The sequence below is a fragment of the Nocardia canadensis genome, from assembly GCF_032656385.1.
Lineage (GTDB): Bacteria > Actinomycetota > Actinomycetes > Mycobacteriales > Mycobacteriaceae > Nocardia > Nocardia canadensis.
In genome coordinates this window covers 796,505-810,771 of the sequence record NZ_JAVCWB010000002.1, presented here as the reverse complement: position 1 = coordinate 810,771, position 14,267 = coordinate 796,505, and the positions used below count along the sequence as shown (strand labels likewise).

Below are 14,267 nucleotides of genomic sequence, written 5' to 3'. Positions count from 1 at the left end.
CTCGCGACGGGCTCAGTGTAGAGGTCGCGGCCGACATGTCGTATGGTTCGTCAGGCATTCTGCTGTCCGAACGGTGAGTTCCGCAAACTGTCGATCGCCCGAGGGGTCGAGCGGAAACACGAGGTAGAGACGGAGTTGGGGGAGTTTTGACGCACGCGCGACTCGATCATCTCGAGGAGGATTCCGCGCGCGGCATTGTTCGCGCACCGGATCTGGCCCGGGTGACGATTCTGGCCAAGCACACGCAGGTCGATATGGCGATTCCGGTCGACGTACCGGTCGCGCTCGTCATCCCGAGCGTGGTCGACATGGTCGCCCAGCACAGCCGTTCCAACGATTTCGACAACGACGGTGAGCGCTACGAGCCTGCCGAATGGGTGCTCGCGCGCATCGGTCATCCGCCGTTCTCGAATTCGCTCAGTCTCGGCGAGCACGGGGTGCGCGACGGCGAGCTCCTCATGCTGGAGAGCGCCTCGCACACCGCGCCGACGCCGCTGTTCGACGACATCATGTACAACGTCGCGATCGCCGACGCCGACCACTACCGCAGCTGGACCCCGAAGACGGCGCGGATCACCGGTTCGGTGCTCGCCGCGGTCACCATGCTGGTCGGCTGCTTCGGTTTGCTGGCCGCCCCGGACGCGCTGCCGTTCTGGGTGACCGGCTCGCTCGCGCTGCTGGTCGCGATCCTGTGCGTGGTCGCGGGCACGGTGCTCAGCCGCATGTACGGCGACACCTCGGCCGCGCTGGTCCTGGGCGGCTGCGCGCTGCCGACCGCGTTCACCGGCGGAATGCTGGTGGTGCCCGATCACTACGGTTGGGCGCATCTGCTGCTCGGCGCCACCCTGTTCGGCGCGACCGCCGTGCTGGCCTGGCGCGTCACCGGGGTCGGCCTCGCGCTGTTCATCGGCGCGGCCGCGATCTCGGTGTTCGTCATCCCGGCGGCGCTGGTCGGGCTGCTCACCGACCAGCCGGTCAAGGCCATCGGCGCGGTCGTCGCCGCGGTCGGACTCCTCGGGCTCTCGCTGTCGCCGCGGGTGTCGATGCTGCTGGCGAAGCTGCCGCTGCCGCCGGTCCCCTCCCCCGGCACCCCGATCGATCCGACCGAGGACGACCCGGACGACCATCGCGCGCTGCCCACTCTGGACGCGTTGCGCGCCCGGTCGGAGCGGGCCCGCAACTACCTCGCCGGTCTGGTCACCGCGACCACGCTGGTCACCGTCGTCGGCGCGCTGCTGGCGATCGACGCGACCGCCGACGACCCGTACTGGCCCGGCATCGCGCTCGCGCTGGTGTGCGCCGCGGTGTTGATGTTCCGCAGCCGCACCTATGCCGGCGCCGAGCAGGCGATCGTGTTGATCGCCGGTGGCGCGTCGATCGTGCTGATCATGCTGATCGGCGTCGCGCTCGAAATGCGCCAGCCGCTGGTGGTTTTCGGCGCCGCGCTGGCGATCCTGATCGCCGCGCTGGTGATCGGCCTGATCGTGCCGAACCAGTCGGCGACGCCGCCGATGCGCCGGGCGGTCGAACTGCTCGAGTACGCGTTCGTCGCCGCGGTGCTGCCGCTGGTGTTCTGGGTCGCCGAGCTCTACTCCCTCGTTCGCGGGCTGTGAACGCGAGCCTGCGCGTCGCGGCGGCGGCCGTGGCGCTCGGTGTGGGCGCGTCGTTCGGGTTGGGCGCGGCGCCCGCCTCGGCCGACCGGCCGCCCGCCGCCGATCCCGCCAATCTGCCCGCGGGCGATCCGGCCGCGCCGCCGGAGAAGACCGAAGTCGGCTCGAACGCGGTGTGCACCACGGTGGCCACCGGTGGCGACGGGCCAGCCATCCCGGACGCGCAACGGTCCCTCGATCTGGCTCGGGCATGGGAATTCTCGCGCGGCGCAGGCCAATTGATCGCGGTGATCGACACCGGCGTGAGCAGGCACGACCGCCTGCCCGACATGATCGCGGCCGGCGACTTCGTCGCCAATTCCGGTGACGGTGCCGAGGACTGCGACGCGCACGGCACCTTCGTGGCCGGTTTGATCGCGGCGACCCAGGTGCCCGGCCAGGGATTCGCGGGAGTGGCGCCGGAGGCTCGCATCCTCACGATCCGGCAGACCAGCAAGATGTATCAGAAGGAGGGCGCCAACCGGAACAAGGCGCCCGAGGACCTGCCCGATGGCTACGGCAACCTGAACACGATGGCCTCGGCCATCCGGCGCGCCGCCGACATGGGCGCGGGCGTCATCAACGTCTCCGAAGTCTGGTGTGGCACCAACAAGGACGTCAACGACCGCGCGATCGGCGCGGCCCTGCAGTACGCGGTCGAGGTCAAGAACGCGGTTCCTGTGGTGGCGGCGGGTAATTCGGATACCTGCAAGACGGCGAACACGGTGGTCGATCCGCTGGAGCCCAACGCCGACCCGTGGACCAAGACGGCGATGAACGTCAGCCCGGCGCGCTGGGACGAGTACGTGCTGGCCGTCGGTTCGATCGACGCGAACGGCGCACCGTCGAAGTTCACCGTCGCCGGGCCGTGGCTCAGCGTCGCCGCGCCCGGCGAGAACATGACCTCGCTGAACCCGCGCGGGCCCGGCACCGCGACCGGAACGGTGAACCAGCAGGGCCAGACCAGCCCGATCAGCGGCACCAGCTTCGCGACACCGCTGGTGTCCGGGGTGGTGGCGCTGGTGCGCGCGCGGTTCCCCGAGCTCAGTGCCAAAGAGGTGATGAAGCGGATCCAGGCGACCGCGCACGCGCCCGCCGAGGGCTGGAACCAGTACATCGGGTACGGCAGCGTCGATCCGATCGCGGCGCTCACCGCCGAGGTCACCGGGGCGCTGCCACCCAAGCGGCCGTCGCCGGCCAAGCAGGTGCAGCTCGCGGTTCCCGCGCCTGCCCCGGTGCCGGACAACACGGCCAGGAACGTCGGGTTGATCGGCGCGGGCGTGGTCGGGCTGCTGTTCGTGCTCGGCATGCTCGCCTCGTTCCCGATCCGGCGTCGATTCGGAGTACGCGAGGACACCTGAGGGAGCGGACGCGGTACCGTCCTGGTCGAGCGCACTCCGCGCAGCCCGTCGACCCAGGTAGCAGTATGGATCCGTTGACCACAGAGCAGCGCCCGCAGACCCGTCGGCAGCGGTGGGAGCAGGCGACCAACCTGCCGATGATGGTGCTGGCCGTGCTGTTCCTGCTGCTGTACGCGTGGCGGGTGCTCGACACCGACGCTTCGCCGACCCTGGACGCCTGCCTGGTGTGGGCCGATGTCGGGATCTGGGCGGTCTTCGCGGTGGACTTCGCGGTCCGGCTGCGGTTGTCCACCGATCGGCGCCGATTCGTCCGCAAGCATCCGCTCGACCTGCTCGTCGTGCTGGTGCCGCCGTTTCGTCCGCTGCGTCTGGTGCGCGCCGCGCTGCTGCTGCTCGACACGCTCAATCGCGCGACGCACCCGCGAACGCGCCTGGTCACCTTCGTCGGCACCAGCTCGCTGCTGATCCTGCTGCTGTCGAGTCTGGCCTTCTTCGACGCCGAGTTCGGTGCGCCCGAGAGCAAGATCGAGACCTTCGGCGACGCGCTGTGGTGGTCGGCGGTCTCGGTGACGACGGTCGGCTACGGCGACGTCTACCCGGTGACCAGCGAGGGCAGGCTGGTGTCACTGGTCCTGATGACGCTGGGCATCGGCCTGATCTCCTTCGCCATCGGCACCATGACCAGCTGGGTCGTCGAGCAGCTCAAGACCGTCGACGACGCGACCGACCGCGCCGAACGCACGCTGGCCGAACTCGTCGACGAGGTGCGCGAGTTGCGTTCGGAGGTCGCCGAATTGCGCGCCGCCCGGTCGCAATCGCCGCCGGTCGGCTGACTACTTGCTGTTGGCGACGGTGGCCACCGGCTGCTTGGCCGGGGACGAGTCAGGGGCGACGCCGTCGTGCGCGACCATCGCGTCCTCCCGGCCCAGGCTCGGGCCGCCCGCGAGCAGCCCGACGATCGGCCACGGCGCGGGCTCGGCCTTCACGTTCTCCAGCCCGAGTGCCTTCACCGCGTCGGAGTTCTTGATACCGAAGCGAACTCCGGTGTCGGCGATGTAGAACAGGCTGTCCTTGCGGCGGCTGTCCGGTTCGATGCCGGTGGTCTGGACGTAGGCGCCCGAGGCGGGCGGGATGTAGACCGAGTCGGCCTTCGGGCCGGAGCCGTCGGCCTGGGCGAGGCTGACCAGCTTGGCCTTGTCCGGGATGGGCAGGTCGATACCGGTGAGCACGGTCAGTTCGGCGCGCGCGGTGGCGTCGTTGTTGTCGATGGCGCCGGGGATCGGCTTCCAGGACAGGCAGCTGACCGGTTGATCCTTGGCGGTGATCAGGACCGGTCGTTCCTTCGGGTAGTTGTCCACCTTCAGCGCCCGCGACTCCTTGGCGTAGGTGCGCTCGGTGTTCTGGATCGTGGTGCCCGGCATGGTCGAGTTGACCGAGTTGCGGATGATCTGGGCGGTCAGCGCCGAGACGGGCTGCAGACCGTCCTGCAGCACCACGTAGTCCTGGTTGGGCGCGTTGAACACCTGGACGACATCGCCGATCTTGTGACCACTGACGTTGTAGGACGGCACGCCACCGGGGTTGTCGATGACCGGTGCGATGATCGGCAGGACCTCGGGAATCGCGTTGAGCACGCCCTCGCTGATGGTGCGCGGGGTGACACCGGAGATCCCGAGCGCGAGCGTGACGGCCGGGTCGTTCATGTTGACCTTGGCGCGTTTGCCGTCGAACACGAGGAAGACGTCGTCCTTGGCCTTGACCAGCAGCGCCTTGTTCGTCGGCATCGCCGAGGCCTTGTCGCCGAGATCGAGCGAACCGGCCAGCACCGAGGTGGTCAGATCGGCGGTGCCGTCGGACTTGAGCTGGTCGCACACCGACCACTGCCTGCCCTTGCCGTCCTTGTCGTACAGCAGCGACGAGGGCGCGCCCGGAATGCCGATCAGCTGACCGCGCGGCTTCTTGCCGAGCTCGGACTCCTTGACGATGACCGCCTTGGCCGCCTCACCGGCGGCGAGCCGGGCGGAGGCCAGGTTGAGCGCGGGGTGCACGACGTTGTCGATGACGACATAGACGCCACCGGATTCCTTGCCGATCAGAATCTTGTTGTCGCCGATCTTGTCCTGCGGGCGCAGCAGCGCGAGGATGCCGCAGCCCGCCAGCACCACCAGGCCGAGCACCAAACCCACCGCGTAGGCACGGGACTGGGCGCGCATCGGATCGTGCAGCATGCGCACATCCCGGCGCACCAGGGCGTGCTCCATCCGCCGCACCAGGAAGCGGTAGCCGCTGACCTGCCAGCGTGTGGTGGGTTTTGAAGGCATGGTTCCTCCCCCGAACAGTGCTCTCGTCCGGGCAACACAGTACAGTTCCCGGCAGCACTTGTTCACATTCGGGGGAGGAACCAATGGCCGAGTACACCGGTGCTGGTCCACGTCCACTGTTCGGTCGCATCACGTTGCCGCAGCTGCTCATCGCGCAGGTGCTCGGCCTGACCGTGGGGCTCCTGGCTCTGGTCTGCGGCCTCGGCCCCTTCCCCGCTCTCGGCATCGCGATCGTCGTCGCGATCGTGCCGCTGATCCCGATCGGCAAGCGCACGATCCTCGACTGGATCGGCACGATCCGCCGCTATCTCGGCAAGCGCGAGTACACCCTCGGCGACACCGTCGACTTCCGTGACACCGACGGCCGCTCGCTCGGTCTGTATTGGGATGGCAGCCGGGTGGTCACCGTGGTCGAGGTGCTGCCCCCGAAGGGCGGGTTGACCAGGATCGCCCGCACCGCGGTGCACGCCTCCCACCTGCTCCCCCTGCCCGAGCTGGCCGCCTGTCTGCACCAGCACGACATCCTGCTCAGCGGCATCGACATCATCAGCCACGGCCACCGCAGCCGCTCCGGCACGCCCGCGGGCGCGATCTACGAGTCTCTGCTCGGCCCGCTACCCGCGACCGCGCACCGCACGGTCTGGCTCGCGATCAGCTACGACTCGGTGCAATGCCCCGACGCGACGGCCCGGCGCGGCGGCGGTACCGACGGCGCCTCGCGCGCGGTCACCATCGCCACCCAGCGGATCATGCGCACGCTCGAGGACGCCGATTGCAGCGCGCGTATCCTCACCGCGCCCGAGATCCGCAAGGCCGTCCAGCAGATCACCGCGGGCCTCGACCCGCGCACGCTCACCCAGCGGTGGAAGTTCGCCGAGATCGGCAACACCGTCAATATCGGCAGCGCGGTGGACCCCAAGCAGCTCGGCTCGGATCTGCTCGCCCAGCTGTGGGTCGCGCCCTCGCGGGGCACGACTGTCGCGGTGCGGCTGCGCCCCGGCAGCGACGCCGAGTCGGTGAGTGTCGGTGCCGCATGGCGATTGACCGCGCGGGAGCTGCCGGAGAAGACCGCGTCCAAGGGCATGATCTCGATGAACGGCCGCCACCGCGACGCCCTGCTCGCGCACCTGCCGATCGCGGTGCCCGGGGTGGACGACACCGTGCCGACCACCGAATACCCGATCGATGTCATCGGCGCGCTGCACCTGCCGTCGGCGGGCTGCGGCCAGCTGCTCGGCTCCGACGACGAGGGCAACGGCGTCGCCACCAGGATCATCGGCGCCGGTATCTCCTCGGTCTACGTGGCCGGCGAGCTGTATCTGGCCCAGCAGTTGGTGTTCCGCGCGCTGGCCGTCGGCGAGCGGGTGCTCGTGCGGACCGATCGCGCGCACGCCTGGGAGCACCTGGTCAACACCGTCGGCAATCCGGAGCGGCTGACCATCGCGGTCGAAACACACCAGTCCGACGCGGGTTTCACCGCCACCGTCGTCGACGGTGTGCTCGCCCCCGCGCCGCACGCCGGTGTCACCACCGTCTACCTGACCGGCGATCCGAACGGCTGGCCCGCGTCCCGCCCCGATCTGGAGATCTTCCAGCCGGGCGCGATCGGCAACCGGGTGGTGCTGCGCACCGGCACCACCAGGGTGAACCTCACCCTGGTGTCGATCCCGCGCGAGGCGACCTACATCGGCCAGCCGCGCGGGCAACGCTCGATGGCACCTGCCTGACCGGTCAGCGGAGGCGGTAGCCGCAGGCCGCCCGGGCATGCCACGAGGACCGGCTTGATCGGGTCAGCCCGGGTAGGGGTCGGCGGCGCGGGCGGCCCGCAATGTTCTTCCCCACCAAGCCAATTGGCCGAGCATCCGCGCGCTCGCGTCGATCGCGGCGTGATCGTCGGTGGCGCCCTGGGCATCGAAGCGCCGCTTGGCCTGGGCGAAGCTCACCGATTCGCGCACCGAGACCATGTGCAGTTCGGCGACCACCTGCCGCAATTGCTCGACGGCGCGCAGGCCGCCCGAGAGACCGCCGTAGGAGACGAAGCCGATCGGCTTGGCCCGCCACTCCCGTTTGGCACTGTCCAGCGCCGTCTTCAGGGACGCGGGATATCCGTGGTTGTACTCGGAGGTGACGACGGCGAAGGCGTCGGCCGCGGCGAGCCTGGCCCGGAACGCGTCGGCTTCGGGCGTCTCGGTGAGGTCGACGGGCAGGGCGATATCGCGCAGATCGAGCACCCCGACCGCGAACTCCGGCCGCTCGCCGAGCACACCGAGGAACCAGTCGGCCACCACGGGCGCGAACCGCTCCGGGCGGGTACTGGCGACGATGACCTCCAACCGCAACGGTGTGTCCATACCGCGAGCTTATCGACGGACCCCCGCCCCGCGGCGGCCGGCGGATCGGGCACGATGGGCGCAGGCGATTTCGTTCGATATCCGCAGGTGGGGAGTAACCGAAGGGGGCAGAACAGGTGATCATCGGGCAGTGGCAGCTGGTGGAGACGCTCGGCGCGAGGTGGTCGATGCTGACCACGGGGTCGACGCCGCGGGAGTGGGCGTCGTATCAGCGCGCGATCCCCGTCGCGCTGCAACCGATGATCGCCACCGCTCACGATTCCGGCACACCGGTCGATCGGGTGCTGCCCAAGTCGCGACAGCCCTGGTCGGAGTTGCGGTTGCGGGCCGAGCCGGTGGTCTGGCCCGACGCCGGGACGCACGCGGTGAAGGTCTGGGTGGGCGAGCGGGCGCCCGCCGACGATCTCGGCGTCGGCATGTTCCAGATCGACGCGCAGGCCAGGGTGGTGCGCACCCGCCCCGACGGTCTCGGCTCCCATCTCGGTTCCACGCCGGGCGAATTCACCGGCGCCGAGGCCTTCCAGCGGATCGAGCGCTTCGATCGTGCGCTGGATATCGTCGCCGCGCTGACCCGTTCGGACCCGGACAGCCGCTGGTCGGGCATCGCCACCGTGCACTCGACGACCGGACCCCGGTCATTGCTGGTAGCGGCCCGCAACGGGACCGCGGCACAGCGGTTCTCGTGGCGCGGCCTCACAGTGGACGTCACCGACAGCATCGCCCCGCAGCCCAAGTCGTTCGAGGCCGCGACACTCGCGCTCCTGCGCGACACGCAACCGGGCCTGTACCTGTGCATCCTCGACACCGCGCAGGTCCGGCAGGTGCGATGGGTCACCGAGCCGGTGCCCGGGTTGCGCTGGCGCGGAATCGACGAGCGGCTGATCCCGCACCCCGACGACCGCGCCCGAATCGTCGCGGCGCGGGCGGAGATCCTGGCGGGCGCGGCCCGCGCGGGGATGACCGGGTTGCGGCTCGCGGCCGAGGCGGGCGGCTGGCTGGTCGCCGACGTCGAGGTGTCGCCGCTGCCCGCGGGCGCCGACGGTACGGCGCCCGCGTTCGTGCTGGCCCAGCTGCAGGTCACCGCGCCCGCGCGGTGATCAGGGCAGTTCGAAGGGCAGCGAGACCCCGGCGTGCACGCGGCAGCGCTCGCAGGTGTCCTCGCCGTCGACCGCGGCGACCGCGCGGCGCATCAGCTCCTTGAACGGGCCCAGGTTCTTCTTGAACTCGGCGAAGACGTCGACCGCGTGCACGCCGTCGCCCTCCTCGAGGCCGGCGTCCAGGTCGGTGATGAGAGCGACCGCGGCGTAGCACATCTCGAGTTCGCGGGCGAGCACGGCTTCGGGGTGACCGGTCATGTTGACCAGGTCCCAGCCCTGTCCGGCGAACCAGCGGCTCTCGGCCCTGGTGGAGAAGCGCGGGCCCTGCACCACGACCATCGTGCCGGAGTCCTCGACGCGCAGTTCGTCGCCCGCGGATTTGACCGCGGCCGTGCGCAGGTCGTCGCAGTAGGGGTCGGCGAAGGAGACGTGGACGCCGCCGCCGTCGAAGAAGGTCTGCGGGCGGCCCGCCGTCCGGTCGACGAGTTGGTCGGGCACCGCGACGGTGCCCGGGCCCCAGTCGGCGCGCAGGCTGCCGACAGCGCACGGCGCGAACACCCGACGCACGCCGAGCGAACGCAACGCCCACATGTTGGCCTGGTAGGGCAGGGTGTGCGGGGCGAACTCGTGCTGCTTGCCGTGACGCGGCAGGAACGCGACGGCGCGCCCGTCGACCTCGCCGATGGCGACGGGCGCGCTCGGCGCGCCGTACGGTGTGTCGACCTCGACGTGCACCGCGTCGTTGTCGAAGAAGTCATAGAAACCGCTGCCGCCGATGACGGCGAGTGCGGGCCGGGGAAGCGAACTCATACCGGTGATTCTCCCGTCCGGCCAGGTCCGGCGCATCACCGGGACCGCGCCGGCGGCCGCATCTGACATTTCCGGCCGGAAACTGTACCCTAGGGGGGTATCAGCTCGGTAATCCGGGCACCCCGTCAGGCGAGGAGACCTCCGGTGACCGCACCCACCCCCGACACCACGACCGGCGGCGAGCACACGGGCCACCAGGGCCACGGCTACATCACCGCCAAAGAGGACTATCTCAAGCGCCTGCGCCGGATCGAGGGCCAGTCGCGTGGCCTGCAGCGGATGGTCGAGGAGGAGAAGTACTGCATCGACATCCTGACCCAGGTCTCGGCGATGACCAAGGCGCTGCAGGCCGTCGCGATGGGCCTGCTCGAGGACCACATCTCGCATTGTGTCGTCGACGCGGCGGTGGCCGGCGGGCCCGAGGCCGAGGCCAAGATCAAGGAGGCGACCGACGCGATCGCGCGTCTGGTCCGGTCCTGACCGGCCTCAGCAGGCCCGCGGGTAGCCCTGGCCGTCCGTCCACGGATTCGCCGACTCGTCGACGACGAAGTCGGCGAACAGCACCCCGGGCTTGCCGGGCGGCAGCGGCGGCACCAGGTCGCGGCCGTCCGGTCCGAGAATCCGGGCGACCCCACCGCCACCGCTGAGCATCGGATGCCCCGGCGGGCGCGCGTCGACGACGGCCCAGCCGGTCATCGGGACGAGCGCGGTCGGCGCGATCACCACGGTCCGGCTGTCGCGGGCGTACTGTTCGCCGACCGTGCTGTTCACCGCGACGGCGAGGTCGTCGTCGACGTCGTGACACACGGTGAACCCGGAGAACGCGGCGACGTGGATCTGCTCCCGCCACAGGGCGACGCGCCGGTCCGGGCACAGGTGATCGGTGCCGCCGAGAACCCCGATCCGGCCCAGCTCGGTGTGGTGGACCATCGGCGGCGCGATGCCGTCGGCGAACACCTCCCGCTCCAGCGATCTCGGCGACGGCTTGTGCGACACCCGGACCCGGCCGTCGGGGCTGATCATGGCCTGCGCCAGATAGAGGTCCTCGCCCGCGCGCTCGGCGAAGCCGAGCACCACGTGCACTCCCGCCCACCGCGCCGCGTCGGCGATGGCCCGCATCTCGGCGCCGTCCCTGGTCATCGCGTTGGCCAGGTACCGCGCCCGGAACTCCGCGCCCCAGTCGACCGAGTTCAGCCACAGCCACCACGGATAGCCCGGCAAGAAGGCCTCGGGAAACGCGACCAACCGCGCGCCACCCGCCGCCGCGTCCTCGATGAATCCGATCGTCTGCGCGACCCCGTCGGGCAGATGTAACCACGTCGGCTCTGCCTGTACGGCCGCGGCGCGAACCCGAATCGCCATTGTGCCCGCTCCCTGTTCTCACCCAGCACTGGAATCCAGTGTCGGGCAGCGAGTACGCCGATCCACAGACCAGCCGTGCCATCCCACTGACAATCAGTGCCAGCCGGCGGCTCGACCGAGCCGGGCGTGCCGAAGACCCGATACCAGTGCGCATCCGGCGCGGCCGGTTCGTTCACCATCGACGCTCGCCGGGAACGGAAGGGGTCAGCCGATGTGTGATCGACGGTATTCGCCGGGCGTCATGCCGGTTTCCTGCTGGAAGGCGCGGTAGAACTGCCGTTCGGAGGCGAAGCCGGAGTCGAAGGCCACGGTGCACGGCGGATGCGAACGATGCCGCGCCAGCAGCCTTTTCGCCCGCTGCACGCGCATCTTGCGCAAGGTCGCGGCGAGACTGTCACCGGCGCCGTCGAACATCCGGAACAGGGTTCGGCGGGAGATATGGCACGCATGCGCCACCTCATCGACGGTCAGGTCCGGGTCGGTGCAATGCTCGCGCAGGAAGACCAGGACCTGTTCGCGATTGAGCGCGTCGGCCGCGGCCTCGACCGGTCGCAATCCGGCGGTCAGCACCACCGCGGATCCGAACAGATCGAGGGCGTTGCCCGCCAGCACCTCCGCTTGGGCGGGCGCCTCCCGCCGGACCCTGACCAGACCGCGGAAGAAGCTCGCCACGACCCCGGGCGCGCTGGCCGCGGGCACGGTGACCGCGGTCGGCAGGTCCAGCTGGCCGAGACCGGGTTGCTCGCGGAGCAGCCGGATCGGCACCTGCACCACGACCTGCTCGAAATCGGTTCCGTTGGACCAGAAGTACGGCCTGGACGTGTCGTAGAAGACCATGTCGCCGGGACCGACGACCGCCGACCTGCCGTCCTGGTTCAGGCACGCCAGGCCGACGGTATGGATGCTGGCGAGCAGGTACTCGTCGTCGGAGCGGGCGATGTGACTCGCTGTCCGACGGAACTCCTGACTACTCCCCGCGACCGTGGTGAGACTGAAATCCCCCCTGCCTGCCAGCGATCCGGTGCTGACCCGGCCGTAGAAGGGCTGGTCGGGATGGGTGTCGACGGCGAGCGGCACATAGGTCCGCGACATCAGCGCTTCCCACTCGTCGCGCGCCGCACTCCGCGGCGTCGGCGAGGAGAACTCGAGCATTGTCGGTTCGATGGCCATGGGCAGCCAACCCTCCGGGACACACGACGTCAGGCGTAATCGTCCCTACGGTATCCGGCGTGGACAGTCCCGTCAGGCGCTCAGGTGCCCGCCAGCTCGACTTGAACCGGTTCCCGGCGGATCCGGCCACTGGGCACCCGGAAGTTCTCGCGCTCGCCGCAGGCGGCCGGGGCGGAGCGGAGGCTGCGGGTGAGGTCGAGGTCGGCGTAGAGGAGGCCCTCAGCGCCCTCGGCCAGCGGGGTGGCCAGCTCCAGGCCGCCGGGGCCGAAGATGCGGGAGACGCCGCCACCACCGCGTAGCAGCCGACGGTCGGGGAGGCGCGCGTCGACGACCTCCCAGCCGGCGACCGGCACCACGGCGACGGGAGCGATCACGTAGGCCGCGCCGTCCATCGCGTAGCGCACGCTGGCCGCGGTGTTGAGCTCCGGGCCCCACTCCTTGCCCTCGCCGTAGTACACGGTGAAGCCCGACCACGACGCGATGTGGATCTGTTCGCGCTCTTCGTGCATACGGGCGCGCAGCGCGGCGCGCATGTGGTCGGCGCCGCCGAGCACGCCGATCCGGCCGTGCTCGGTGTCGCGCACCAGCACCTCGTCGTCGGCCGCGCTGAAGACCGTGCGCTCGAGGCCGGTCGGTTCCCCCTTGCGGGCGAGGGCGATCTCGCCCTGCACATCGATGAGCGCCTGCGACATGAACACCTCGCGGCCCGCGCGCTCGGCGAACCCGATCGACACGTGAATACCCTTGCGGCGCGCGGCATAGGCGATGGCTCGCAACTCGGGGCCGTCGGCGGTCAAGGAATTGGCGAGATAGCGGGCGAGGAACTCCTCGCCCCAATCGACCGAGTTGAGCCACATCCACCACGGGAATCCGGGCAGGAATGTCTCGGGAAACGCGACCAGCCGAGCACCACCGTCGGCGGCTTCTTCGATCAGTCCGATGGCCTGCTCGACCCCGGCGGACAGGTTCAACCACTTCGGCTCGGCTTGCACCGCAGCAACGCGTACCCGACCAAACATCGTGACCCCTTGTCGCTCAATCCTTGAAAGGTGTTCGATTCACTCTCTCGCAGATAGCGCGGACATAAACTGTCATACCGTGCCACTCGACTGACCGTCCGTGCCAAACCGGCGGTACTCCCCGGGAGTTCGGCCTGTTTCCCGACGAAAGGCCCGGTAGAACTGCCGTTCCGTGGCGAAGCCCGATGCCGCGCCGATGGCAGCGAACGTCAGGTCTGGTCTGGAGACCAGCATTCCACACGCATGGCGCACGCGAAGCCGCCGCAACAGATCGGTGGGCGATTCACCGTGCTCCTCGAACACGCGGTACACCGATCGCCGGGAAACGAAACACGCCGCCGCGAGGGCATCGATCGACAACGCCGGATCGGTGTAGTTGGCCCGCACATAGGCCAGCACGCCCTCGCGGGTCAGCGAACTCTCGCCGGGACCGGCCAGCGGCTGACCCGCCACCAGCGCGGCCGCCGAGGCGATCAGGTCGATGGCGGTTTCGGTGAGCGCGGCGGCCTGGGCGGTATCGCGATCCTGCAACCGCGCCAGGTCGGTCAGGAACCCACTGACGATCGCGACCGGTCCGTTGGCGGGAATGGTGCGCGCGGCCGGGACCCGCACCGCCGACATCCCCGGACGCAGGCGCACGGCTTCCATCGGGATCTGCACGATGACCTGCTCGATGTCCTCGCCGACCCGCCATTCGTACGGCGCGTTCGACTCGTAGAACACCATCTCCCCCACCCCGACCCTGGTGCTGCGGCCGTGCTGACTCAGCACGGCCGAACCCCGGGTATGGATGCTGATCAGCAGGTACTCCTCGGCGGCCCGCGCGATCAGCGACCGCGTCCTGGTGACCTGCTGACGAGTCGAGGCCAGCCGGGACAGCCCGAAGTCCGGATAGGCATGGTGGGCGATGCGGCCGTGGAACGATTCCGCGCCCGCCGGGCGGGCGGCCAGTGGCACGTAGGTCTGCGTCAGCATGGCTTCCCACTGCTGGAACTGCTCGTCGGCCCCGCCGGTGCCGACCGCGAGCACCCCGGGAAGACGCGACTGATCAACTGCTGCCGGAACATCGACTGTCATCGTGACACCTCGTCGTATTCGCATTCACACGACGTAGAGACTCGTCGAGT

At 69.9% G+C, this 14,267-nt stretch carries 13 protein-coding genes; 6 read left to right on the top strand and 7 right to left on the bottom strand.

Annotated features, from left to right (window positions below; genetic code table 11):
• Positions 1 to 146 precede the first annotated feature (146 nt).
• The 3 genes from eccD (at position 147) to Q7X29_RS06900 (ending at position 3,843) form a co-directional block, all read left to right on the top strand.
• Entirely contained in the window at positions 147 to 1,613 is a 1,467-nt protein-coding gene (gene eccD / locus Q7X29_RS06910) for a type VII secretion integral membrane protein EccD (RefSeq protein ID WP_218717709.1), read from the top strand.
• The gene (gene mycP, locus Q7X29_RS06905; protein ID WP_316573565.1) at positions 1,610 to 3,010 is read left to right on the top strand and encodes a type VII secretion-associated serine protease mycosin; all 1,401 of its coding nucleotides are present in this window, start codon (positions 1,610 to 1,612) and stop codon (positions 3,008 to 3,010) included. The genes eccD and mycP overlap by 4 nt, the downstream gene beginning before the upstream one ends.
• 65 nt (positions 3,011 to 3,075) lie before the next feature.
• Complete coding sequence (locus tag Q7X29_RS06900) at positions 3,076 to 3,843, top strand: potassium channel family protein (protein WP_316573564.1); 768 nt, start codon at positions 3,076 to 3,078, stop codon at positions 3,841 to 3,843.
• Here the strand turns inward: Q7X29_RS06900 and eccB are convergent, their stop codons facing one another.
• A complete protein-coding gene (gene eccB / locus Q7X29_RS06895; RefSeq protein ID WP_316573563.1) occupies positions 3,844 to 5,331 on the bottom strand; it encodes a type VII secretion protein EccB in 1,488 nt (495 codons plus the stop codon). It lies immediately after the preceding gene.
• Positions 5,332 to 5,414: 83 nt separating this feature from the next.
• Here eccB and eccE point away from each other — a divergent pair, with 83 nt between their 5' ends.
• Entirely contained in the window at positions 5,415 to 7,058 is a 1,644-nt protein-coding gene (eccE, locus tag Q7X29_RS06890) for a type VII secretion protein EccE (RefSeq protein WP_316573562.1), read from the top strand.
• A gap of 63 nt (positions 7,059 to 7,121) precedes the next feature.
• On the opposite strand, the gene Q7X29_RS06885 is transcribed toward eccE, so the two are convergent.
• On the bottom strand, positions 7,122 to 7,682 hold the full coding sequence (locus Q7X29_RS06885) for an NADPH-dependent FMN reductase (protein WP_218717579.1): 561 nt from the start codon (positions 7,680 to 7,682) through the stop codon (positions 7,122 to 7,124).
• 116 nt (positions 7,683 to 7,798) lie between these two features.
• On the opposite strand from Q7X29_RS06885, the gene Q7X29_RS06880 reads away from it, so the two are divergent.
• The gene (locus Q7X29_RS06880; RefSeq protein WP_316573561.1) at positions 7,799 to 8,779 is read left to right on the top strand and encodes a GAF domain-containing protein; all 981 of its coding nucleotides are present in this window, start codon (positions 7,799 to 7,801) and stop codon (positions 8,777 to 8,779) included.
• Here the strand turns inward: Q7X29_RS06880 and Q7X29_RS06875 are convergent, their stop codons facing one another.
• Positions 8,780 to 9,589 carry an S-methyl-5'-thioadenosine phosphorylase gene (locus Q7X29_RS06875; RefSeq protein ID WP_218717577.1) on the bottom strand — a complete coding sequence of 270 codons (810 nt, stop codon included), beginning with the start codon at positions 9,587 to 9,589 and terminating at the stop codon, positions 8,780 to 8,782.
• A 144-nt stretch (positions 9,590 to 9,733) separates the two neighbouring features.
• Here Q7X29_RS06875 and Q7X29_RS06870 point away from each other — a divergent pair, with 144 nt between their 5' ends.
• Positions 9,734 to 10,069 carry a metal-sensitive transcriptional regulator gene (locus tag Q7X29_RS06870; RefSeq protein WP_218717576.1) on the top strand — a complete coding sequence of 112 codons (336 nt, stop codon included), beginning with the start codon at positions 9,734 to 9,736 and terminating at the stop codon, positions 10,067 to 10,069.
• A 6-nt stretch (positions 10,070 to 10,075) separates the two neighbouring features.
• Here Q7X29_RS06870 and Q7X29_RS06865 read toward each other — a convergent pair whose 3' ends face one another.
• The 4 genes from Q7X29_RS06865 to Q7X29_RS06850 form a co-directional block, all read right to left on the bottom strand.
• Positions 10,076 to 10,951, bottom strand: coding sequence for a nitrilase-related carbon-nitrogen hydrolase (locus tag Q7X29_RS06865; RefSeq protein ID WP_316573560.1), 876 nt, complete (start codon positions 10,949 to 10,951; stop codon positions 10,076 to 10,078).
• Positions 10,952 to 11,155: 204 nt separating this feature from the next.
• Positions 11,156 to 12,121, bottom strand: coding sequence for a helix-turn-helix domain-containing protein (locus tag Q7X29_RS06860; RefSeq protein ID WP_316573559.1), 966 nt, complete (start codon positions 12,119 to 12,121; stop codon positions 11,156 to 11,158).
• A gap of 80 nt (positions 12,122 to 12,201) precedes the next feature.
• A complete protein-coding gene (locus Q7X29_RS06855; RefSeq protein WP_218717573.1) occupies positions 12,202 to 13,140 on the bottom strand; it encodes a nitrilase-related carbon-nitrogen hydrolase in 939 nt (312 codons plus the stop codon).
• 72 nt (positions 13,141 to 13,212) lie between these two features.
• The gene (locus tag Q7X29_RS06850; RefSeq protein WP_316573558.1) at positions 13,213 to 14,217 is read right to left on the bottom strand and encodes an AraC-like ligand-binding domain-containing protein; all 1,005 of its coding nucleotides are present in this window, start codon (positions 14,215 to 14,217) and stop codon (positions 13,213 to 13,215) included.
• Positions 14,218 to 14,267: the final 50 nt, after the last annotated feature.